The following is a 21,342-nucleotide window of genomic DNA, read 5'->3' as shown; positions in this document are numbered from 1 at the left end:
CATGACTTCCACTGGAAGGGTTTTGTTGCTCGTAGCTCTCATCCTCGGCCCAGGGTATCTCGTTTTCAGAATCTACAACGGTCAGCATGAGGCGAAGGCATTGCAAGAGACCACTCTTGAAGCCGCCACGCCTACTGTAGCCCTCATACAGGCTAAGACGTCTGAGCCGATGGACAGCATTACGCTTCCCGGCACGATTGAGGGATGGTACGAGGCTCCCATCTATGCGCGTGTCGAAGGCTATGTGAAGGCTTGGTACAAGGACTATGGAGACATCGTTAAGAAAGGGGATGTCCTTGCCGAATTGAACACGCCGGATCTCGATGCCGAATACAGACAGGCCCTTGCGGATCTAGAGTCCGAGCGGGCCAGAAATGCACTGGCTCAACTGACGGCGAAGCGCTACCTGGCCATGCGAGAAAACCAAGCACTCTCTGAACAATCCATCTCTGTGCAACTCGCCGAGGCACAGGCCGAGGCGGCGAAGGTCGCCGCTGCGGAGCAAAAGGTGAAGAACATTGAAGCCTTCATCGGATTTAAAAAAATCACTGCCCCTTTCGACGGAGTGGTGATTCAGCGGAACATCAATTCTGGTGATTTGGTATCCAAGGAGGGGAGTATCAATACTCCCAACGCCAAGAATAACCTCTTTACCGTTGCAGTGGTGGATAAGTTACGGCTCTTTGTGAACGTGCCGGAACGTTTTGGCCCATTTCTCGGCCTCGGGCTGACTGCCAATGTGACGGTCCCACAACTCCCTAAGCGCCATTTTACGTTCAACTTTCTAACTGTGGCGAAGGGCTTCGATGTGAATACCCGTACGGCGGTTACAGTGTTTACTATCGACAACGAGGATCGAGCGCTTTGGCCGGGCTCCTATGCCAGTGTTCGACTGACGGCTCCTGTTGATTCAGGGGTGATGACGATTCCGACAAGTGCGTTAGTATTTCAAGAGCACGGCACGCAGGTGGTCATCATGGCCGAGGACGACCGGGTGCACTTCAAACCGGTTGTCGTAACAAAAATGTTGGACAGCACTGTCGAAGTGGAAGAGGGCATTTCTACAAAAGATCGTATTGTGAATAACCCCAGCAGTGCGTTGCTTGAAGGGGACAAGGTACGGATCGTTCAGCCTGCTCCTGGTTACGATTTGGTCAATGATGAGGGCATGATGCCCAAGGCCATCGTTTCAGACCAGCCGTCAGCGAAGCCCCTTTGAGGGATTTTATGCGATGCTGGTATTAATGGGTAGCGGGCGTGGAACCTTCACGCCCAGATAGGCCTGCCATCTTTGGTGCGACTTCCTCAGTGAGTGAAGTCGATAGCGCCGTCAGTGCCATGAAAATCATTCGTATGGAGGGCGGCGGTAACATTCTGAGACTCATGAAGTCTATGGCAGAAGCGGAGCCTGTGAATAGGGAGTTGAACGAGTCGGCATTGGTCAAGTTCCTGCATTGATCGCAGTGGTACGATCGATGTTGGGAACCAAGCAGTGGGAGATGGTTAACGCTGACCCAACGGCATGCGAGTACGCCGATTCCCTCAGGCCGGTGGGTGGCAAAAAGGCGACCCTACCGGACTTACGTGAAATTGAGGGATGGTGGGGCGTGTATCTCGATCAGGGTTGTGTACCCTTTTGCCGGAAGTATTCCTGACGACTGACGGCGACATCTGCAACATATACGAACCCCGAATGTCGCGCGAACAAAGGTTTCAGTCCGGCGAAGATCGGCTCGACTTTTTCTTCCGGGACAACGGCGAGGATCATCTCAAGACTTTCTTGTTCGCTAAACATGAAGTGTGCCTCCCGCACGCCGTGATGCCCCTTCCCTGAGATATTGCCGATGATCGTGTACCCAGAGGCCTGAACTCGGTCCAGCAGCTCCGTTACAAAAGCGCGATGTTCCCCTGCGATGATCACACGTAGTTCTTTCATCGGATGTAAACTCAAGCCGCCCATCGATCTACTCCTTTCCAGCCTCCAGTGTGATCACGACGCCACCATCGCTTCTTCTCTCATTATCCGAGCCCATGCCCCGTTGGGTTGATACCGATACCACTGGCCGTCCTCTGGGTCCAAGACCACCAAGTGTACCCACTCGTTATGATAATAGTGCTGAAGCACGTCGTGCCGTGCAATTAATTTTTCGATTCCTCGCCGAGGAGCCTCGACGATCGTGAGCAATCGCATCGGCTCATGGTACGGCATTTCCCCATTCATTACGGTTTGCCTCGCTAGTCCGAGTCGAAGATCACTCCAGGGGCCGGACATGATGCCAAATCGCCCGACGACGTTGTGATAGATCTTACTGCCGCTGCCGTACACTTCGTTGTCGACGGCAGAAAAGTAGTGTTCCATGTTGATCCATTGGGCAACGACCTGAGGAGCCGTCAACAAGACTTCGAGGAACCGAGTCGTTGGGTCTTCACGATAGTCATACGAATGCAAAAACATTCGGCCCCTGAAGTCTAGCCCTTTGGTCAGCTCACGACGACCGATCAAGAAGGTGGTATTGCCGGAGAGTCCCCACTCGGGGCGAACTTGACTCCAGTCTACACTGCGTTGACGCACATGGGCGGTGGCCTGTGTTTCGTCCACAGGGTACTGAACTTCAGGGAATCGTCCGCAGCGCTCACGGCTCGCCAGTTCCGACGCTTCCCTGAGATCCTCCTGGAGACGCGCAAGGTCGGCGCGATGGGTCGGAGGCACATCTTCGAGGTCGAACAATCGGACCGTATCCGTTGTGGTATCCATCTGGCCGGCGAGGAAATGCGTGTCGGAGGGAATATCGATCCCAGCCTTCCGTAACCGTGCACGGACCTTGTCATTGTTCGCCATCATGGCGAGGACTCGGGCATTGGGTTGTCCTTCATTCCCTCCGCATGCGCCACAGTCGAGCGCCGACTCGTAGGGGTTATTGTCCGAGGTGCTACCATGTGCGCAGAACAGAATGAGCCGGGCGAAGGTTTGCGTCAGCCCCATCATCCGCAAGGCGGTCTCGACCGTCAAGGTTTGTTCCTCAAGCGTGAAGCCGGTTCTGGTCAGTCGTTCCTTGTATCGTGACGACGCGCGAGGGTTCACGTCGTACCCTCGTTGGAGAGCCAAGATAAACGCATCAAGCACATCTGCCTTCAACCCGACGGCTTCCGCCTCGGCCAGGAAACGGGTGTCCTGCTGGTCCTTCCCTTGAAGGGCTTGCTGTCGTAATCCCTCGATAAGCGACGGGGTGATGTGTGTGTTGCGCAGTCCCAGGCGCTCCTGGAGCGCCTTCCGTACCAGCTTTTGATGCTCGACCGTGAGCATCTCCGAGGTGTCTGTGGGGGATAACTTGTTCACCGTCAGCGTGGTCGGGAGCGACGGTACGAACTGCCGCTGCAACCAGGTCGTGATACGTCGATAGAGCGCCGGAAACAGGGTCTTTCCGAAAATCGGAAGGCTGTAAAACCAGCCGATGGACTCAACCATCACGTAGGGGGTAATCACGTTTTCTTTCAGATCGTGCAGTAAGGTGTGGCCCGCATGGACCCATTTCGTCCAAGCCTGATGTTGAGAGACCTTGTGATCCAGATAGCTGCGAGGGATCTCCCGCACCTCGTTTTTGGCACGCATGATGACGGGAAACTGTTCCGTGTCATGTTCTCTTCCCCAGGCTCGGTACCGGATGAAGGCGGCAAAGAAGCCGGCGAAGCCATAGGTCTCATGTGGGCCGATCGATTCGAGGTGACGACGAAACGGCTCCGATCGGACATCGATGCAATACACGGATTGTGAATAGGGGCGAAGAGGAGAGGCTGTCGACTTGTCCGTGCGCTCCCGTTGGGATGCAGAGATGAGCTGTCCAAGCAGCGGCTCATGATACCCGGCTTCAAAGGCCTTGAGCCAAATGATGCCATGGTCTGATTCCGGGAAAGCTTCGATCCATTCGATCACTTGCTTCAGTACCTGGGGCTGACTCTCAACCAGCTGTTCATCGGGAATCGCGAGGGTTCGGCTCAATGCGAGGAGTCGACGAGCATTGCCGCGCCGACGAGCTGCTTGGTGTCTGGGAACCACGTCAGTGCGGTAGCGCGTAAGTACCGTGTTCCAGCCTTGTCCCTTTCGATGGGCAAGCCTGTCGACTTCTTCAGCGTAGAGTGCAGGGAGGTGGCCGGCGATCCGCTGCCGTCGCAGATAGTACTCTTCCGAATAGTCACGCATATAGGCGACGATGTCGCTGAATCGTCCGGGGATATCCAGGTACTCACGACACGCTGCTTGCACAAGCTCTCTGGCATACCACAGACGGATGGCCAGGAACTTCACAAGACCGACCGGGTTGGCCTGTTGCCAGGGATAGTCGCGTTCTTCTCCACGCCATTTGATGAAGCCGGCCCAACCTGGAAGCGCGGTCAATTGCAGCGACAAGTAATCTTGCCGCAGTTCCGTCGGAATACCCAACAGGTCTAAGCTTTCCAGCAGGGTGTCTTCTGGATGCTCGCAGAGTGCGGCAATCTTGCGTCGACTGTCGGCAATCCCGATGAGTGACCATTCTTGAGCGGCGAGGCGTTTCCAACTCTGGTAGAGCCCCCCATCACGGTCAGGCATGGCCCACGCGGCATGCCCTTCGTCGAGAAAGGCCGAACACCACTTGATCATCTGGTCATTGATGGTTTGAACGATGGAGGTGCCGAGTGTGTCATCACACCAGTGAGAGAGGGTGAGCCACCGGCAGAGCGCCGTGTGGTTCGTCTCCACGACCTTTTTTACGCGATCGTCGAGGGAGGGTGCCTCCAGAACATGTTCCAGTTTCCTTGCAATCCGCTCAATCAGATCCCGGTCAGGATCTTCCAGCTGATCGTCGAGCGGTTCTCGAATCGTCGAACAAAGCCCTTCCGTCAGGCAAGTCCGCAAGACGTCCCCGTGAGTGACGAACCGAGATCCCAGAGTGATCGTTCGATCGTGTGCCAGCGGCCGTAGGACGGCTTCCAGATGCTCCAGCCTGATGCGACCGGATGTCACGTAGGCACGATACAGGTCGCTCGGGAGATAGCCGTCGCCATTCAAGAATTGTTTGCCCCGCCGGACCGTTTCTTCGAACGGGAGGTATTCCAGGCTATGCAACGGATTGTGGTGGACGAACGTCCGCATCGGCCAGTATTGGGCGATGACTTCGCCCGCAAGGCGAACGATGCCGCGGAGTTCCATCCGTTTAGATTCGAGATCCATCGATTCATTGAGCGGTGTCATGGGAGATCTCGTGAGAGTGCGCCTGCCATTGGCTGTGTCGCCGGTGACGTCCACCACTCAATGGGGGCAAGTCCCAGCACCGTGAGAACGACGATTGTGATGGCAAGTGCAGCCCATTCCTGTTGCACGACATCACGATACCGAAGGTCGCTCCGTCTGATTCCAAACAACAACTGCTGTACCGCGCTCATGAGGTACCAGGAAGCTGCCAGCCAGGCCGCCAGCATGATCATCAGGCCGATCAGGGACGGAATCGGTGAGTGGAGCAGCAATCCCATCAGCCCGGCGAAGACGCCGAACGGGGGAAGTCCCATCGCAGCCAATGCCAAGAGAGACAGCAGCACCGCATACCGCGGCATCGACGAGGCTAATCCGCTGATTGAGGACGGATCGACGTCGTCGCCATATCGTGTCCGAATGATTTGCCAGGCAATTAGCAGCCCGCAGGTGGCGAGGCCGATTGATGCGACGAAGACGGCGGTGCGAGACGTCGCCAGGCTTGAGGTTGCGGCATGCCACCAGAGTATGGAAAAGAAGGAGAGGCTCGCATAGGCCAGCATGAGCCGAATGCGAGTCTGTGCCAGAGCTTTGACGGCACCATACCATGCTCCGATCAGCGCGAAGAGTCCGACGATACCAGAGACCGTCGTGGGTACGGTCTGAAGGACTGAGGCCATGACGTGCAGGCCCACGGCGGGAAGCAGAAACGCCGAGAATGAGGGCAGGTTGCCGGGCAGTCGTGTGAGCGCAGTCACATAGCCGGTGTGGAACGGCAAGAGGGGGATCAGTACTGCCGCAGTGATCAGGGTACCCCACGACGAAAGCGGAGGGTTCGCCAGTGCGGCGATCAGCACGCCAAGTGCCGCGAGACAGAACAGGCTGATCCCCCACCATGAAATCGGCCACAAGATCGTGTGGTGATGCAACAAGAGGCCGGTTATGATTACCAGCAATGCCAACAGGAACAGATGATTCAATGGAGCCGGATGGGCGATGACACCGATTCCCAGTCCGAGACAGACTAAGGTCATGAGCCAGGATAGACGGTGGTCCTTCTGAACCGGCTGCCCCAGGAGGGAGATCATGGCCACGAGCGGGAGAAGAGCAAGGAGTAAGCCGCCCTCTGGTAGGTTCGTTTTAAGTTTGAGAATCGGGGCGATACTGATGAGGGACCAGATGATGCAGGACTTCTTCAGCTGTGGCAGGTCTTCCCAAAGCAGACGAGTCACCAAAGCGCCGATGAGCGGAATGCAGGTGGCAAGCCAAGAAAAAAGCACTGCGCTCGTCATCGCCTCGACCACCCGTCTTCTTGTTTGTCGACCCAATGGACGAACCGCAGGACGACTTGTCCGAGGCGACCGTAACATTCGTCGGCATACAACCGATTGATGAGCGCTACATATACCCGATGACGAATCTTGTCGACCCAAGCCGGTATCCACACGCTTCGTCCATGGGCTTTCAGATAGAGGTAGACCCAGCCGAATACGGTCAGACCGGTCGCCCCGACGATCAGCAGGTCAAACAGCCAGTCGGGAAGGTCGGCTGCCTTGTAATACGAGGCGACATCGTTTGGATTGGGATAGAGGAATGCCGTGAATGATTCCACCGCAAACAGGTAGATGAAGACCACGAAGAGCAAGGTCACCAACATGGTGGACGACACTTTCCAGGATGCCACCGCACGGAGTCGCGTGAGCGTCAGGATAGCTTGCGACGAAGTAATCCAAATAAAGAAGAGGATGATGACGGTCCCGTGAGACTCCAACAAAGGAATGTGCAGCACTCCATGGGTTACCAGGAGAATGAGTAGTGGGATCACCAGGCTCGTCAGAAGTCCCGTCGACCAGGTGAGGTTTGACAGCTCTTCCTCTTCGTGGTGCGTATGGCCGGTGTGGGGGAAATGTGGCTCGATCCGAGCCTTTTGAATCACATTTCCACAATTGAGAAAGACCGTGGCCTTAAACAGACCATGTGCGATGAGATGGAAGACCGCCAGCGAGAATGCGCCCAACCCGCACTCCATAATCATGTATCCCATCTGACCGATCGTCGACAGTCCCAACGTCTTCTTGATGTCGCTCTGCACCAGCATCATGGAGGCTCCCAGCACAGCCGTCACTGTTCCGACCACAAAGGCGACGTGCAGGGTCACTGAACTCATACCGAAGAGCGGTGCCATGCGATTGATCAGAAAGCCACCGGCATTGATGATGCCGGCATGGAGCAAGCCGTGCACGGGCGTCGGCGCAAAGAGCGAACTCGGTAACCACAGGTGAAGAGGAAACTGCGCGGACTTCCCCATCGCTCCAACGAACATCAGCAAGGTAATGGCGGTGGCGGCGTCGATGTTCATGCCCGGCCAGAGTGCGACGGTGTGAGAGGAGGCCGTCGCGCGAGCGAACAGCTCGGGAATCTCCAGCGTTCCGTACACCTGGTAGGTGAGGATAATTCCCATGAGGAGGGCCATATCGGCCACGCGCAGGACGGTGAATGTCTTGTAGGCTCCCTCGAGAGTCTGGCGGTGGTTATGATTATGCGCCAGGATGTAGAGCAAGTAACTCAGCAGTTGCCAGAACAAAAACAACATCATGAGATTCGCACTGGACACCATGCAGAGCAGCACGAAGTTCGTGAGACAAATCAGCGTCAGGTACCGGCGGTAGTGGCGGTCCTGATACATATAGTTCACGGAGTAGGTATAGATGATCAGGCTGACGGCGGAAATCAGTGTCATCATGACACCACTGAGCCGGTCGATGTAGAACCCGATGGGAATCGTGAGGGACGCCACTGTGGCAGGGTTATAGAATTGGAGGGTCATTGGTCCAGAGATCGTCACGGCATACAGGGTCGTTGCCGATCCTATGCAGGCCGCACCCATCAGCAGCGCGGCAATCTTGGCATGGGCGTAGCGGGTCGAGTCCTCAGCGCAGACCACGACCAGCGCGGCTATCAGGGGAAGCAAGGGGATGAGTAGCGCAGCCCACATCGGTGTTACATTGCCTCAGAAAACACAAAAGCCAACCGCATTGCCTCGACCAATGGTCGAACCAAACGGTTGGCTTGTACTGCGACCGGCCTCTCGGAATGAAATGCGAGTCGCCCTACGGCCTAGGAAGAGAAACATCCGGCCTCTTGCCCATCCAAAGGATATCCGGTGGATAGGTAACAGTGCCCTGTCTCACATGCGCCACATGAATAATATGGTTCAGGGGACAGCGTCAAGCTGCAATCCATTCCCCGGGTCTCTCAGGCCGGTTCCTCCTATCCAAAAGGCTTAGGGCTGATGATGTCCTGAGGCCAAAGCCCCAGGAATTCGCTTGTTCCTCCTATTGGCCAATCCGTATAATCCGTCGGCAGCAGGAGCGATGTGATGGAAAGTGCAATCCGCAACGCGATCATCAAGTTCGAGCAGGAGTTCCTGGGGCGTGGCCCTGACGAAGTCCGTGCCCTGGTCGCACGCGATCTGGTTGTGGTGCGGCTTAAAGGCGTGTTGACGCCGGCCGAGCGCCAGCTGGCCAAGACTGCGGAAGGGGTCGAAATGGTGAAGCGCCTCCGGCAAAATTTGATCGCCCAGGGTCGCGACAAACTCTGCGAGCAGATCAGCGAGATCACCGGAGCCAAGATTCTGGGTCTCTTTACCGATATCGATGTACAGCTCGGAGAGCGGGTGTTCGTCTTTACGATGGATCGAGAACTGCAGAACGGAGTTCGGTAACGGCATCTGGCTCAGCGAGCTGGCACTTCACGTTGATCCTCCAAACCTTCCGGTACTACACTGCCTCCCAGACATGGTCTCACCGTTGGTCAGATTCGGTACCTCGACCTGGACTTACGAGGGATGGAAGGGACAGGTCTATCTCAGGGACTATCCCAAGGGAACCTTTACCAAACAGTGTCTAGCTGAGTACTGGCAGTTTTCCTACAACGGCTCACTGCTCTTTCGTACAGTCGGCAATGATTCCACCTTCTACCGGCCACCAACAAGCCAACAACTTCGTGCCTACCGCGACCAGATGCCCGAACAGGTCGAGATGTGTTTCAAAGTCTGGGAAGAGATCACCGTACCGGTTTTCGCATCGCACCCACGGTATGGCCTGAAGGCCGGCAAACCGAATCCTCGTTTCCTTGATGCACAGCTTTTCAATGACCTGGTTCTGACACCATTTCGAGAGGCTCAGTTCCAGAATTGTACCGGGCCGTTTCTCTTTGAGTTTCAACGTCACGATCAATCGATCACCCAATTCTGCTCCAAACTCGATAGCTTTTTCAGCCAACTCTCGAACGAGTTCAAATATGCCGTAGAGATCCGGAATGCCGGACTCCTTGGGCCTGAGTATCGGAAGGTACTGGACGCGCACGGTGTTGCGCATATCTACAGCCATTGGTCCTACATGCCTCCCTTAGCTGAGCAGCACAAGCGGCTACGAGGGACCTTCACCGCACCCTTCACCGTTCTCCGTTTACTCACGCCGCAAAGAATGAGCTATGCGGATGCCAAGCAACGGGCAGCCCCCTACAACAAAATTGTTGCGGAACTTCCTGAGATGCGCAGAGACGCCGTATCGCTCATCCTGCAATCGATCAACCACAGCAAACCGGCCTATGTCTTGGTGAACAACCGGAGCGAGGGCAATGCGCCGAAGACGATTCAAAGTCTGGTGGAGCTATTGAAATCTGCAGGGCCGGTTGGGTGTGAGTGATCGGTTCAATGGGTACGGCGTTCTCCATGGATGGCTTTCCTCCGTCCCGTTGTCAAATCACTGACATTGTGCGCTTGGTTTTTGTCTATTCATGGTGAAATCCTACTCAAGATTTCCCTGACAGTACCGAAACAACAGGGGGTACATGCGCGATCTGTATGGCCGGGGGCCATGCAACCAAAGATGTGTCTTGGTTGATTACTCCTCCGCGTCCCTTCTTGATCACACCGATGGCAAAGTCATTCCATGGTCCAATCTTGTTTGGGGTGATTACGTGCGCCCTGGTGGGTCTCGTAGGGTGGTTCCACGTCCGATTCACTGAGGAGGTGCCACCAACCATCAATTCAAAAGACGTCTTTATCTTTCAAGGTGTAATCGGGCCGACGGAGCAGACGGTGGTCGCGCCCTCCAGCCTCTCATCTCCTCAACTCTATGCGAGCGGTGGTTCAAGTCGGTTAGTCGTGTTGCTGACAGAGGAGCGATCGAACTGGTTGGGATTGGCACATGGGCTGAAGTCCATCGGTGTGCCGTTTGTCGTGACACGGGACTATCGGGAAGCACTCAAGCATCGAGTCATTCTGGTTTATCCAACTATTACGGGGACATCTTTTTCACGTGAGGCGATTCGTGCGCTGGGCGCCGTTCCGCGTAATGGCGGCACCTTGATTGCCACGCAGGTGCTGGGTGGGGGACTGGAGGAAGTCTTTGGGTATTCGGATACGATGGCGGCATCGCGCCATCAGGAAATCCGCTGGAATCGCGCTCATCCCCTCATGGAACGGATGACCGACCCTGCCGAATGGGTGACCAAATTAAACGGCAAGCAGGAGAATTCCATCGGGACCTACAGCTATGTGCAGGCCAGGGGAGCACTAGGCAGTTATCCTGACGGATCGACGGCGGTGACGGCAAAAGATTACGACAGGGGGCATGCCTATGCCATCGGCATCGATCTCGGCGCACTGTTGTTGAAAGGCTATAACAACCGTACCGATGGATTCACGGCCAGCTTTGATAATCAATTCGACCCAACGTTGGATGTCTGGTTGCGTGTGCTGAAAAGGATGTATCAAACGGGAGAGCCGAATGCGGTGACCATCGGCACGGTGCCGTACGGGAAGTCGCTTTCCGTCATGTTCACGCACGATGTCGATTTTACGGAGTCCATGGCGAATGCGGTGGCCTATGCGGAGTTTGAACGAAGCAAGGGCCTGACCGGAACCTATTTTGTCCAGGCGAAATATATCCGAGATTACAACGACGACATTTTTTTTAATGAGCAAGGAGTACGACATCTTGCCAGACTGGCAGACCTCGGCATGGAGTTAGCAAGCCATACTGTGGCACATTCCGCCTCATTCAACAGTTTTGCAATGGGGACGGGAGTGGAACAGTACCCCAGCTATCGTCCGTTCGTGAAAACCCGCTTGAAGGCCTATGGTGCGACGATTCTCGGTGAACTGCGGGTGAGCAAATTTCTCATTGATCGGCTGGGCGGCGGTCCTGCGATGGTTTCGTTTCGGCCCGGTGAGCTCTCGAATCCGTTCGGCCTGCCTCAAGCCTTGGTTGCGACCGGATTTCGGTATAGTTCCGCAGCGACGGCCAACAATTCATTGACGCATTTGCCGTATCAGATGACCTATGACCGGTTGTCTGAAGCGGAAGTCGAGATATTTGAATTTCCTGTGACGATTGAAGACGAAGAACTGCCGCCGATGGGGGAGCGAGTCCCACAGGCTCTAACACTGGCGAAGCAGATTGCCCGATATGGTGGCAGCGTCGTGGTCTTGATTCATCCGAACATACTTGGTCACAAGCTGGAGTTCGAGAAGCAATTTTACGAAGCGGTCAAAGGCTGGGCTTGGTTCGGATCAATGCGAGAGTTCGGAGATTGGTGGTCGGCTCGCAACGCGTTGCAGGTAGAGGCAGCCGCCGAAGCCAATCGAATGACAGTGTCCATCAATGCGTCTCGACGTATGTCCGGTATGACACTAGAAGTTCCCGCCGGGTGGACCGTATTACCGCAGGCGGGAGTGAGGCAAGACGGACGTATGATTATTTTGGATGTGGTTGAAGGGGCGCATGAGTTGCACTTCGCTGTCGATAGATCATACGGTGGGATGGAGTCGGGATCGTCTGTGACCTCTCGCTCATGGGGAAGGGCCGCTCTGAATTAGTCTGTTGCACCACCAAACACCGAGTCCTTATCCATCCTGACAGAAGCGGCTCTGATAGGCCGAGTCAGCGTGTCGTTGATAAGGCGAGAGGCTCACGCAATGTAATGACGATAGTACTGAGACCAGCTTCCGAGGCGAGCCTGTCACGACGTTTTGGACCGTTATGCCGCCGGCTTACTTTATCCAAACCAGGAAGGTGTATTGACGGAAATCGAACAGGGTACGAAAGTCGACGCAGCGGATCGGTTCTTCGAGGAGGGGGCGGGCCGCAGAGCAGCCTGCATGATTTCACGTGCTCATGTGAAGTCCTTTCTGATGACACAGCCTACGCATTCCCTAGCTGCCGCCGTATAGATAACTGTCTCCTGCAGCCCAATAGACTTCTGCCGAGTATCTCTCTAGGTGCACCCGCGCACAGAATGTGTGTCCCTACACAGTAGGTGTGCCTACACACAGTAGTTCCTCGCTTTCCCTGCTTTTAATTATAATGAACACCACATTTCTTCGGGTACCGTTCTTGCTGAGACTTTTGCTAGAAATCAACATCGAGGTGTTATGCAGTTGGTTGCGGCGCTTATCACGATCCTATCACCGTTAGTTGCGAGTTCCCTGGTCATGCTCTTTGGGTCTTCCCTTGGGGAGCGTGTGGCCAAGATTGGAATAGCGGGCCTGTTTATTTCGACAGGAGCTGCACTTTTCTCACTGTATGGGCTGGTGTACGGTCCTCCGCTTCATCTAGTTCTCCCTGGTTTCCCTGATCTCATTGCTCCACATCTGCTCATCGATCGCCTCTCGGGCGTCATGATGGTGCTGGTGGCCGGAGTCAGTCTCGTGATCCATGTCTATTCAAGTCGGTACATGCAGGGCGATCAAGGCTATGTGAGGTTCTTTGGCCTCTTGACCCTCTTGACCTTTGTTTTGTTGGTGCTCGTCACCAGTGGGCATCTCTTGTGGTTGTTTGTGGCTTGGCATGCCGTCAGCTGGCTATTACAGACACTGCTCGCATTTAATAGAGATAGTCGGGCAGCCCGGGAAGCCGGACAAACAACGTTACGCGTGCACGGAGTGGGGGACACAGCACTGCTGGTGGGTATCGGATTAATTTATACAACGTTCGGAACATTCGACTTGTCGATCCTGTATGAAAAGTGGAGCAGCGGCATAGTGGTTCCAGCTTTTGGCGAGGGAACCTGGTGGGAGATCTCTGCCGCCACGCTCATCACACTCATCATTGCCGTATCCGTCCTGACAAAGTCGGCTCAGTTTCCGTTTCATATCTGGTTGCCCGGAACAATCGAGGCCCCGACCCCGGTTTCCGCCATGCTGCACGCCGGCATCGTGAATGCGGGCGGGTTCCTTGTGAACAGACTCGCCCCGCTCTACGGATCCTCACCGACCACATTGTATCTCTTCTTTGCCATCGGTGCTCTTACGGCTCTGATCGGGGCATTAACCATGCTGACACAGTCCAGCATCAAACGAACCTTGGTCTACAGTACGATGGGACAGATGGGGTACATGGTGATGGAATGTGGTCTGGGGGCATTTGCCTTGGCCATCTTTCACCTGTGTGCGCATGGGCTTTTCAAGGCAACGCTGTTTCTCAACTCTGGAACAAACATCCATAAGGCGAGAACTGACTTCGCAATGCCAGAACAGCATGCGGTTGCTGAGACGGCGAGCTTTCCTCTTGCGACCTGGGTCGTCGGGGTACTCCTTACGCTTGTGATGCCGCTGGTGATGGTATTGCTTGCCCATGGCGCGATCAACATCCCGCTATTCGAGGCCCAGGGCACGATGATTTTCATGTTCTTCGCATGGGTCACGTCTGCCCAAGCGATTTTCAGCCTCTATCGGTTGAGTTCGCAGGCTTCATGGAAAGTCTCTACCACGATGATCGTGACGGTGGTGTTTGTCGGCTTCACCTATCTCTGGGCTGGGGAATCCTTTACCCATTTTCTGTATCCGGTTCCCGGGCAAGCTGGTGCGTATTTTCAGGCCGCTGCATGGCATCAAGGGTTGTTCGAGGCCTTCGTTGCCGTCACCTCACTGGCTATCGTGGCTGTCTGGGGAGTGCTGTACGCAAATGCCCATGGCATGAAAATGCTGTTTCCTGGATGGCTGGAACACCTGCATCGAAAACTGTATGTGACTTTCCTCAACGCGCTGTATGTAGAAGACATTTTTCGTGCACTGAATCTGTTTGCGGGTCGTACACGTTCTACAAAGCCTAATCGTATCTGAACGAGGAGCGAATCCTGTGACGACACAGTGCGGAACGGATCGATTCACTGACGCGCAACGAATGGAGCTGCGCTCATATGTGCAAGTGGCGGGGGAGTGTGTTTCTCAGTACTGGCCCATGCGAACCTTTATCCACCACAATCCGCTCCATGGACTGGAAGGGATGCCGTTTGAACAGGCCGTACAGCATGCAGAACGGTTGTTCGGTGGAAGAGGATATTTGAGTCACGAGGAGTATCGTCGTCATTTCAGAGAAGGACGTATCACGCGGGAAGATCTTCTCGCCGCACTCGAGTCGATTGCTCTGGATAAGAGTATTACGTTTGCAGGCCAACGTTTTAGCCATCAAGAAATTCTTGCAGCCGTCATGATGTCCGGTCTTGCCGACTCGGATAGGGCGGCCGATCATGCAGATGGCGAGTTTGATGCAGAACGGGTACTCACCTGGCTTCGCACTCAGACCTGCGTGGACATCGGGTTCAGTCATAATCCGACTCCTTCGGCAGGAATATCGCACCTATCGGTACAGGAAACACTCAGTGCCTGGTGCGATGCAACACTGGGTACCACCCTTGTCGAGGGTATCAACCGGGAAATGGTGAAGTGGTGCAGCTCGTTCCTCGATGAGGGCGAGGCAGGCTGGAGCATGCCGGGGCGCGATCAGACGTTCTACCGCACATGGAAGTCGCTTGCCGTCCATGATTTTTCCCTGCGCCTCATGGGCATTACGGAGGCGGCTGCAAAGATTCGTGCATTGCCTGACCGCCCTGAAGAGGCTGTCCTGGAACATCTTGCGCACATGCGGATTCCCAAATCAGCCTGGGAATCCTATCTTGCATTGCATCTAGCTACCCTACCGGGATGGACTGGTTATCTTAAATGGCGGTCGCAACAAACTGATCACCCCTGGCAGGCAGCGTACCCGGCAGACCTCGTCAAATACCTGGCTGTCCGGTTATTCTATGAACGAGAACTTGCAGATGCTGCCTGTCGAGATGGGTTGGGGATTGAAGGCCATGAGGAGGCGATCCGCCGCTTTGTCGAAACTCATTCCCAGGCCTATCGCCTGCGTTGCGCTTGGGTCAACGGGCAGGTGGGTGACCCGTTCCGACAACAGGTTGGTCAGATGCTGAAGGTGAAGACCCGGCATGCGCATCACACATGGGATGAACTCGGTCTCCGGCACGAGGCTCATTGCCATGCCCACCAAGTTCAGCAACGCCTTCAGCGATTGGCCTCACAGCTCGTGGGTCTGTCGAAAGCGCTCGAACGAGATCCGGGGGCAATCGACACGACTACGCAGTCGGATCTTCAGACGCTAGGCGAATGGTTGGACGGCTTTTCATCGTCTATGCAGTCTTCAACATGGTTGAGCGCGTTCGAGGGGGGATACAGAAGGCGGATTCTCCAGGAGTTAAGCACAAGCCTACAGCATGGGGAGACGGAGGCCTCGGTTCGTCCCTCGCGTGCCCTGGCCCAGGTCGTGTTCTGCATCGACGTACGAGCTGAAGTATTTCGTCGGCACTTGGAGCAGTTGGGCGGGTATGAAACATTTGGCCTTGCTGGATTCTTCGGCGTCCCACTCGACTATCAGCCCTTTGGTGCCCATCAGCCTGTCGCGCACTGTCCTGTTCTGCTTAAGCCGAAAAATCGAGTTCATGAGATCCCACGAAGTTACCAGGGACTTTTGGTAGAAGAGCGGAAACAAGCTGACCAGTTGACCCGCACAGCCACTGAACTGCTGCATGACTTGAAGGGTAATGTGGTGACACCCTATGTCATGGTCGAGGCGATCGGCTGGTTTTTTGGCGTTTCTCTGTTAGGCAAGACGCTCTTTCCTACTTGGTATGCCAAGGTAAGACGGTGGGCCCAACGCGTGTTCATGCCATCGCTGGCCACCACTCTGACAGTAGAGAGACTGCAGCGGGAAGAAGCCAAGGAAATGGTGGCCACCGAGCAGCGCGCGATCATTCGGGAGGTTGTCCGCCAACGGTTCGCTCTCGACGGTGCCGTGCTCTCGCCGACACTGCTCGAGAAAATCAGACAAGCAGCGATGGGTGACGTCGAAAGTGGTCATGGAGACATTGCGAATGCTCTCAGTGTGACACCTGAAATGGAGTCGGCCTTCTATCAGGAATTACGCGATCGCCATCGCATCAGCCCAAGGGGAGTTGCCGCATACTTAGATCGCCTCACACACGCAGGATTTTCCTCAGGGGAACAAGCCTACATTGTTGAGGCGGCTTTACGGCTCATGGGTCTCACGGCCAATTTCGCGCGCATCGTCCTGTTCTGTGCGCACGGCAGCACCTCGCAGAACAATCCCTACGAAGCGGCGCTGGATTGCGGCGCCTGTGGTGGAAATCACGGATTGCCGAACGCTCGTACGATCGCGGCGATGGCGAATAAACCGACTGTTCGGGAGTTATTGAAAAAACGTGGCATCATGATTCCCGCCGACACACAATTTTTGGCCGCAGAACACGACACGACGACTGACGATGTCCGCGTCGTCGATTTGGAAGACGTTCCGGCCACTCACCGGAAAGATCTCGAGCGATTACTGCTCGATCTCGATCGAGCCGGTGAACAGGTGTCGCTGGAACGAGCGCAAGCCTTGGCGCCGTGTAGTTCCCGTGATGCTCGTTCAGCCCGGCAATCAGCCAGACGAAGGAGTGAGGATTGGGCGGAAGTGAGACCTGAGTGGGGGCTTTCAAAAAATAGTCTAATTGTGATCGGCCGTCGGGTTTGGACCCAACACCTGAATCTAGAAGGTCGCTCGTTTCTTCATTCGTATGACTACCGACAGGATGCGGCGGGCAAGATCCTAGAATCGATTATGACCGCCCCACTGGTGGTCGCGCAATGGATCAATATGGAGCATTATTTTTCGTCGGTCGATAACGAGGTTTACGGAAGTGGCAGTAAAGTCTACCATAATGTCGTGGGCCGTATCGGGGTCATGACCGGAGTGTGGAGCGACCTCAGACTTGGGCTTCCGGCTCAAACCGTCCTGAACGGGTCCGTGCCGTACCATGAACCGATGAGGTTACTGACTATTATCGAAGGACCGAAGGATCGAATCGACCGGGTGATCAACAAGCACCCCCTCTTGGACCAGTTGACCACTCTGGGGTGGATTACCATAATTGCTCTCGATCCGGCCGACTATCGATGCTATCGGTATGATCGCGTCAAGGGTTGGACAAAGGAAACTCAGCAGCAAGGAGGAGGTAGCCATGGCTGGACTGACATTGCACCCGATGAAGGAAATCAAGATCATTGTGCAGGGCGACCAACTGAAATTTGTCACTGAGCTCTTGGACCGGACCGGCGCCACCGGCTATACCATCATCAACAACGTATCCGGTAAGGGGCATGATGGCTTTCATGAGGGGCATCTGGTGTTTGATGATACCAGCAGCCAAGTGATTGTATTTACCGTCGTGCCTGACAGCAAGGTTGAGCCTATCTTGGCAGGGCTCGGGCCACTTTTCCATCGGCACTCCGGTGCCATGTTCGTGAGCGATGTGGCAGTCAGCCGACGCGAACACTTCACTCCAAAGTAAGGAGTGATCGGGCCACTGATTTCACGTTAGTTTTTCCATGCCGCATGCAGCGGAGGAGTTGCCAAGCCGAGACCTTCTCTGGTTCAGCAAAGTCCGACCGATCTTGATGCTCTTTTCCAGCTCAGGTTATGGGTGCCCTCAAAGGCGGTCCAAGACCTCGTCGAGGTTATGAACTTCAGCCTCAGGAACTTGTCGATTCGGCTCAACTGACCGGGGCAATCTGCGGGTTCCTCGTGAGGCATGTCTTGTCTTGACCACCAGGATATGCAATCCGACATCTAATATTTTTCAATGGAGAGGGTACTCACAACACGAGAGGGCAGCCATGCATTCACGTGCTGCGCCCAAGATACCGGCTGCTATGGTGAGACGAAAGAATATGTGGACAATAGAGTCATAGGCTCAAGCAATTTGATAACGATAGTGCTGATGCCAGCTTCTGGGTCGAGGTCTGTCACGATGTTTTGAACCCTTGCGCCGATGGCATGCTCAATGCGTGCTTGTAGTACGTGCTGACAGGAATCAAACAGGGCGCGGTGAAAACGACGCAACAGCTCGAGGCCTTCCGGTGAACGTGCGAGTTCCTTCTCCGCGGGAATGGAAGCGCTTCTCGTTGAGGTTACGTAGATCAGTTCATCGAACAGGTGAGCTTGGATATTTGAGTACGTGGACTTCATGAACTCGGTTTGAAAACCTAAGACCGCGAGCATGACGGCATACTCGATCTCAGCTTTGTTTGTGGCAGCTTCCGCCATGGTTACCCCTCTACGCGCCAGGATTGAATCCACTGTCCAGTTTGAGGATTTTCGAGTTTGATGCCGAAGCGATCACGGAGAAATGCTTCTTGCTGTTCAGTCAGGACCGTTGAGTCTGTAGGGGGTCGAGGAGAGGATGGTTCCAGTTCGGGCATAGGAGCTTCTATGCCTTCCCACGTTGCAATTCCAAGGTCTTCAGTCGTCAAGACTTTCATGCCTCACCTCCAGTGAGATGCGTGCCGCTCCATGGCTGAGGCGATGGCGCTCCCGCGAACGTCCATCGCCTCGATGCAGGCGTCAATAGGCCTTGCTGAAGCCGGGCTCGCCGTCGTAGTTCCACAGCTTTTGCGCGGCAGACCACCACCAACCCTTCTTGGTCAGGGTGTCCAGGAAGGTATTTACATCTGCGTCCTGCACCTCCTTGGTCGCCATGAAGCGGCATCGGTACCAGTTAACCTGAAGTAAATCGGGACTGACGAAGCCAGGCCAGACCTTCGTGCCTCGGTTCGAAATGAATTCACATTTGAATGGTCCGACATCATCGAATTTCGGGATGCCCTTCTCCGTGATGATGTACATGTCCACTCCGACGAGCTTGATGTCTCTCTTCTTCTTTGTCGCCTTGGCGGTTTCGGTAAATGTTGGCATAGGATATCTCCTTGTTCGGTCTTTGCGCTGAGGCTCAGGCCTTCGCGTGCATCTTGTCCACGATTGCTTGTGCATACTCGTCTGTTTTGGCTGTGCCACCGACGTCGTACGTGACATGTTTCCGTTCGTCGAGCACGGCGTGCATGGCCTTTTCAATGCGCGCGGCAGCCGCCTCTTCGTTGAGCCACCGGAGCATCATGATGCCGGAAACCAACACGGCCGAGGGGTTGACCTTTTTCATGCCGGCATATTTCGGTGCCGAGCCATGTACGGCTTCGAAGATTGCGCAGCCGTCGCCGACGTTGGCGCCAGGTGCAAATCCCAAGCCTCCCACCAGTCCAGCGCAGAGGTCGGTCAGAATGTCGCCGTAGAGATTGGGGAGCACCAAGCAATCAAACTGGGCCGGATTTCTCACCAGCTGCATGCAACAGTTATCCACAATAATGTCGCCGGACTCGATGTCCGGGTATTTTTTTGCGACCTCCCGGAACGCGTCGAGAAAAAGGCCGTCGGTCATCTTCATGATGTTGGCCTTGTGGACGCAGAAGATCTTCTTGCGCCCATTCGCCTGAGCCCATTTAAAAGCGAAATCGGCAATCCGGTAGGAGCCCGGCCAGGTAATAACTTTCAGACATTGCGCGACTTCATCCGACACCATGTGCTCAATGGCGGCATAGCAGTCTTCAGTGTTCTCGCGGAAATTGATGATGTCGATCTTGTCCCAGGGCCGTTTGAGTACGGGGATGAGCTTCGCCGGCCGGACATTCGCGTAGAGATCAAATACTTTACGAAGTGTCACATTGGCACTTTTGTGTCCGGTACCGATCGGCGTCGTCGTCGGACCTTTGAGTGCCACTTTGTTCTTGGCGATGTTTTGAATGGTCTTGTCAGGCAAGAGTGTGCCGTACTTTTCCAGGCAGTCCAAACCGATATCTTCGTACTCCCACTTGATGTCGACGCCGCTGGCGTCGATCACCATTCGCACCGCTTCGCAAATTTCCGGGCCGGTGCCTTCTCCCGGTAACATCGTGATGACATGCTGTTTTCCCATTGAAACCTCCCTTAAGCAGCAAGGGCGATCGGACCATCCGCTCCCTTCTTGTTATGGGAGGAACAGTGCAAATGCGATTCCAGTCGAATCATGTTGCTGCGAGGAACAAAACGAATTGCAAATGCACACAAATAAAAGCAGGTATGCTGGGAGTGAGGGGGTCAGAAATTATCCTGAGCTTCTGAAGCGTGCGCCCATACACGTGTTGCACGGAACATCGTGCGCGTGTGCTCATCCTGCGAACCACTCAGCGAGTATCATGAAACGCAGAGTCGGGTGTGTCCGGCCGCAAGGGTATGAGGGAGTGACATGGGCCCAAGCTTTCGCACCGTGAGATCGGCGGCTCCCTTCTGCGATCGACGTCACGTGGAGCTCGGAAATGATTTGAGGAATGCTAGAGGTGCAGGACGCAACCGTACCGATACAAGGTACGCACCCCAGGCTTCGATGCCGCAGCCCGTTGCTTTGATCGAAATAGAGCGTGGGGAGCGGAATTCGATCGAGATTCAAGTATTCCCAGATATTTAGCCCTGTCCGATCCTGTAGCAGATGGACACGGATATGGGAGCCGGCAGGGAATGTCGTATTGAATTGGTCTCACAGCTCCGGCGGCTGGTCTCGAAAACCCATTCGCCGTGTTTATCTCGTAATGAAGTTTTGCACGGGCTCATTCCTCATCGGCGTGAATGCCGAGGATGACGGTAGTCCATTTGTGTTTGACCATGGTCTGCTTGAGGTCCTCGATCTGCATGGCTGTACAATGGGTGATGCGTCCTTGCTCCAGCCCCATGCCAGCTGCCGGTGCCTCCGTGTTTTTGGTAACGACCAGGCCGAGGTGCCATTCGCGACGGAGCCGATCCCGATACTCGATCAGTTCGGGCATTCCATATCCGGTATCGGTATGTACCAATGGAAACGGTGCATGCTCGAGGAACGCTTTTCTCCCGAACCCACAAGTGTTTCAT

The 21,342-nt window shown here is 55.0% G+C and carries 16 protein-coding genes; 7 read left to right on the top strand and 9 right to left on the bottom strand.

Annotation, left to right across the window (positions count from 1 at the left end; all coding sequences use genetic code 11):
* Nucleotide 1 precedes the first annotated feature (1 nt).
* A complete protein-coding gene (locus tag ACYX34_RS03810) occupies nt 2-1,219 on the top strand; it encodes an efflux RND transporter periplasmic adaptor subunit (protein WP_462075232.1) in 1,218 nt (405 codons plus the stop codon).
* Between the two features lie 399 nt (nt 1,220-1,618).
* Here ACYX34_RS03810 and ACYX34_RS03805 read toward each other — a convergent pair whose 3' ends face one another.
* The 4 genes from ACYX34_RS03805 to ACYX34_RS03790 are packed head-to-tail and all read right to left on the bottom strand — an operon-like array spanning nt 1,619 to nt 8,219.
* Nucleotides 1,619-1,960: a P-II family nitrogen regulator gene (locus ACYX34_RS03805; RefSeq protein ID WP_462075231.1), complete on the bottom strand. Its 342-nt coding sequence runs from the start codon at nt 1,958-1,960 to the stop codon at nt 1,619-1,621.
* 30 nt (nt 1,961-1,990) lie between these two features.
* Nucleotides 1,991-5,227, bottom strand: coding sequence for a DUF2309 domain-containing protein (locus ACYX34_RS03800; RefSeq protein WP_462075230.1), 3,237 nt, complete (start codon nt 5,225-5,227; stop codon nt 1,991-1,993).
* The gene (locus ACYX34_RS03795; protein WP_462075229.1) at nt 5,224-6,516 is read right to left on the bottom strand and encodes a proton-conducting transporter transmembrane domain-containing protein; all 1,293 of its coding nucleotides are present in this window, start codon (nt 6,514-6,516) and stop codon (nt 5,224-5,226) included. Before ACYX34_RS03795 ends, ACYX34_RS03800 begins: the two co-directional genes overlap by 4 nt.
* Nucleotides 6,513-8,219: an NADH-quinone oxidoreductase subunit 5 family protein gene (locus ACYX34_RS03790; RefSeq protein ID WP_462075228.1), complete on the bottom strand. Its 1,707-nt coding sequence runs from the start codon at nt 8,217-8,219 to the stop codon at nt 6,513-6,515. The genes ACYX34_RS03795 and ACYX34_RS03790 overlap by 4 nt, the downstream gene beginning before the upstream one ends.
* Nucleotides 8,220-8,603: 384 nt before the next feature.
* On the opposite strand from ACYX34_RS03790, the gene ACYX34_RS03785 reads away from it, so the two are divergent.
* From ACYX34_RS03785 to ACYX34_RS03760, 6 genes are all read left to right on the top strand, one after another.
* The gene (locus ACYX34_RS03785; RefSeq protein WP_462075227.1) at nt 8,604-8,948 is read left to right on the top strand and encodes a Na-translocating system protein MpsC family protein; all 345 of its coding nucleotides are present in this window, start codon (nt 8,604-8,606) and stop codon (nt 8,946-8,948) included.
* 73 nt (nt 8,949-9,021) lie between these two features.
* Nucleotides 9,022-9,933 carry a DUF72 domain-containing protein gene (locus tag ACYX34_RS03780; RefSeq protein WP_462075226.1) on the top strand — a complete coding sequence of 304 codons (912 nt, stop codon included), beginning with the start codon at nt 9,022-9,024 and terminating at the stop codon, nt 9,931-9,933.
* A 230-nt stretch (nt 9,934-10,163) separates the two neighbouring features.
* Nucleotides 10,164-12,110 carry a polysaccharide deacetylase family protein gene (locus tag ACYX34_RS03775; protein ID WP_462075225.1) on the top strand — a complete coding sequence of 649 codons (1,947 nt, stop codon included), beginning with the start codon at nt 10,164-10,166 and terminating at the stop codon, nt 12,108-12,110.
* Between the two features lie 555 nt (nt 12,111-12,665).
* Entirely contained in the window at nt 12,666-14,354 is a 1,689-nt protein-coding gene (locus ACYX34_RS03770) for an NADH-quinone oxidoreductase subunit 5 family protein (protein ID WP_462075224.1), read from the top strand.
* A gap of 16 nt (nt 14,355-14,370) precedes the next feature.
* Entirely contained in the window at nt 14,371-17,670 is a 3,300-nt protein-coding gene (locus ACYX34_RS03765; protein WP_462075223.1) for a DUF2309 domain-containing protein, read from the top strand.
* Entirely contained in the window at nt 17,594-17,923 is a 330-nt protein-coding gene (locus ACYX34_RS03760) for a P-II family nitrogen regulator (protein ID WP_462075222.1), read from the top strand. The genes ACYX34_RS03765 and ACYX34_RS03760 overlap by 77 nt, the downstream gene beginning before the upstream one ends.
* Nucleotides 17,924-18,282: 359 nt before the next feature.
* Here ACYX34_RS03760 and ACYX34_RS03755 read toward each other — a convergent pair whose 3' ends face one another.
* The 5 genes from ACYX34_RS03755 to ACYX34_RS03735 all read right to left on the bottom strand — a co-directional run bounded on the left by ACYX34_RS03755 (nt 18,283) and on the right by ACYX34_RS03735 (nt 21,287).
* On the bottom strand, nt 18,283-18,678 hold the full coding sequence (locus ACYX34_RS03755) for a Na-translocating system protein MpsC family protein (protein ID WP_462075221.1): 396 nt from the start codon (nt 18,676-18,678) through the stop codon (nt 18,283-18,285).
* Nucleotides 18,679-18,680: 2 nt separating this feature from the next.
* Nucleotides 18,681-18,893 (bottom strand): hypothetical protein, encoded by a 213-nt coding sequence (locus tag ACYX34_RS03750; RefSeq protein WP_462075220.1) that lies wholly within the window; start codon nt 18,891-18,893, stop codon nt 18,681-18,683.
* A gap of 82 nt (nt 18,894-18,975) precedes the next feature.
* Nucleotides 18,976-19,326: an isocitrate dehydrogenase gene (locus ACYX34_RS03745; RefSeq protein ID WP_462075219.1), complete on the bottom strand. Its 351-nt coding sequence runs from the start codon at nt 19,324-19,326 to the stop codon at nt 18,976-18,978.
* Nucleotides 19,327-19,360: 34 nt separating this feature from the next.
* On the bottom strand, nt 19,361-20,377 hold the full coding sequence (locus ACYX34_RS03740) for an isocitrate/isopropylmalate dehydrogenase family protein (protein ID WP_462075218.1): 1,017 nt from the start codon (nt 20,375-20,377) through the stop codon (nt 19,361-19,363).
* Between the two features lie 667 nt (nt 20,378-21,044).
* Nucleotides 21,045-21,287 carry a phosphoadenosine phosphosulfate reductase domain-containing protein gene (locus tag ACYX34_RS03735; protein ID WP_462075217.1) on the bottom strand — a complete coding sequence of 81 codons (243 nt, stop codon included), beginning with the start codon at nt 21,285-21,287 and terminating at the stop codon, nt 21,045-21,047.
* Nucleotides 21,288-21,342: the final 55 nt, after the last annotated feature.

It is taken from the genome of Nitrospira sp. CMX1 (assembly GCF_054902215.1).
Note: the sequence above shows the minus strand (reverse complement) of the source record. Positions and strands in the feature narration are given on the sequence as shown.

What these genes read in the sequence shown, in the direction of transcription:
- ACYX34_RS03810 (WP_462075232.1), top strand. Translation starts at nt 2, where the DNA reads ATGACTTCCACTGGAAGGGTTTTGTTGCTCGTAGCTCTCATCCTCGGC.
- ACYX34_RS03805 (WP_462075231.1), bottom strand. Translation starts at nt 1,960, where the DNA reads ATGGGCGGCTTGAGTTTACATCCGATGAAAGAACTACGTGTGATCATC.
- ACYX34_RS03800 (WP_462075230.1), bottom strand. Translation starts at nt 5,227, where the DNA reads ATGACACCGCTCAATGAATCGATGGATCTCGAATCTAAACGGATGGAA.
- ACYX34_RS03795 (WP_462075229.1), bottom strand. Translation starts at nt 6,516, where the DNA reads ATGACGAGCGCAGTGCTTTTTTCTTGGCTTGCCACCTGCATTCCGCTC.
- ACYX34_RS03790 (WP_462075228.1), bottom strand. Translation starts at nt 8,219, where the DNA reads ATGTGGGCTGCGCTACTCATCCCCTTGCTTCCCCTGATAGCCGCGCTG.
- ACYX34_RS03785 (WP_462075227.1), top strand. Translation starts at nt 8,604, where the DNA reads ATGGAAAGTGCAATCCGCAACGCGATCATCAAGTTCGAGCAGGAGTTC.
- ACYX34_RS03780 (WP_462075226.1), top strand. Translation starts at nt 9,022, where the DNA reads ATGGTCTCACCGTTGGTCAGATTCGGTACCTCGACCTGGACTTACGAG.
- ACYX34_RS03775 (WP_462075225.1), top strand. Translation starts at nt 10,164, where the DNA reads ATGGCAAAGTCATTCCATGGTCCAATCTTGTTTGGGGTGATTACGTGC.
- ACYX34_RS03770 (WP_462075224.1), top strand. Translation starts at nt 12,666, where the DNA reads ATGCAGTTGGTTGCGGCGCTTATCACGATCCTATCACCGTTAGTTGCG.
- ACYX34_RS03760 (WP_462075222.1), top strand. Translation starts at nt 17,594, where the DNA reads ATGGCTGGACTGACATTGCACCCGATGAAGGAAATCAAGATCATTGTG.
- ACYX34_RS03755 (WP_462075221.1), bottom strand. Translation starts at nt 18,678, where the DNA reads ATGGCGGAAGCTGCCACAAACAAAGCTGAGATCGAGTATGCCGTCATG.
- ACYX34_RS03750 (WP_462075220.1), bottom strand. Translation starts at nt 18,893, where the DNA reads ATGAAAGTCTTGACGACTGAAGACCTTGGAATTGCAACGTGGGAAGGC.
- ACYX34_RS03745 (WP_462075219.1), bottom strand. Translation starts at nt 19,326, where the DNA reads ATGCCAACATTTACCGAAACCGCCAAGGCGACAAAGAAGAAGAGAGAC.
- ACYX34_RS03740 (WP_462075218.1), bottom strand. Translation starts at nt 20,377, where the DNA reads ATGGGAAAACAGCATGTCATCACGATGTTACCGGGAGAAGGCACCGGC.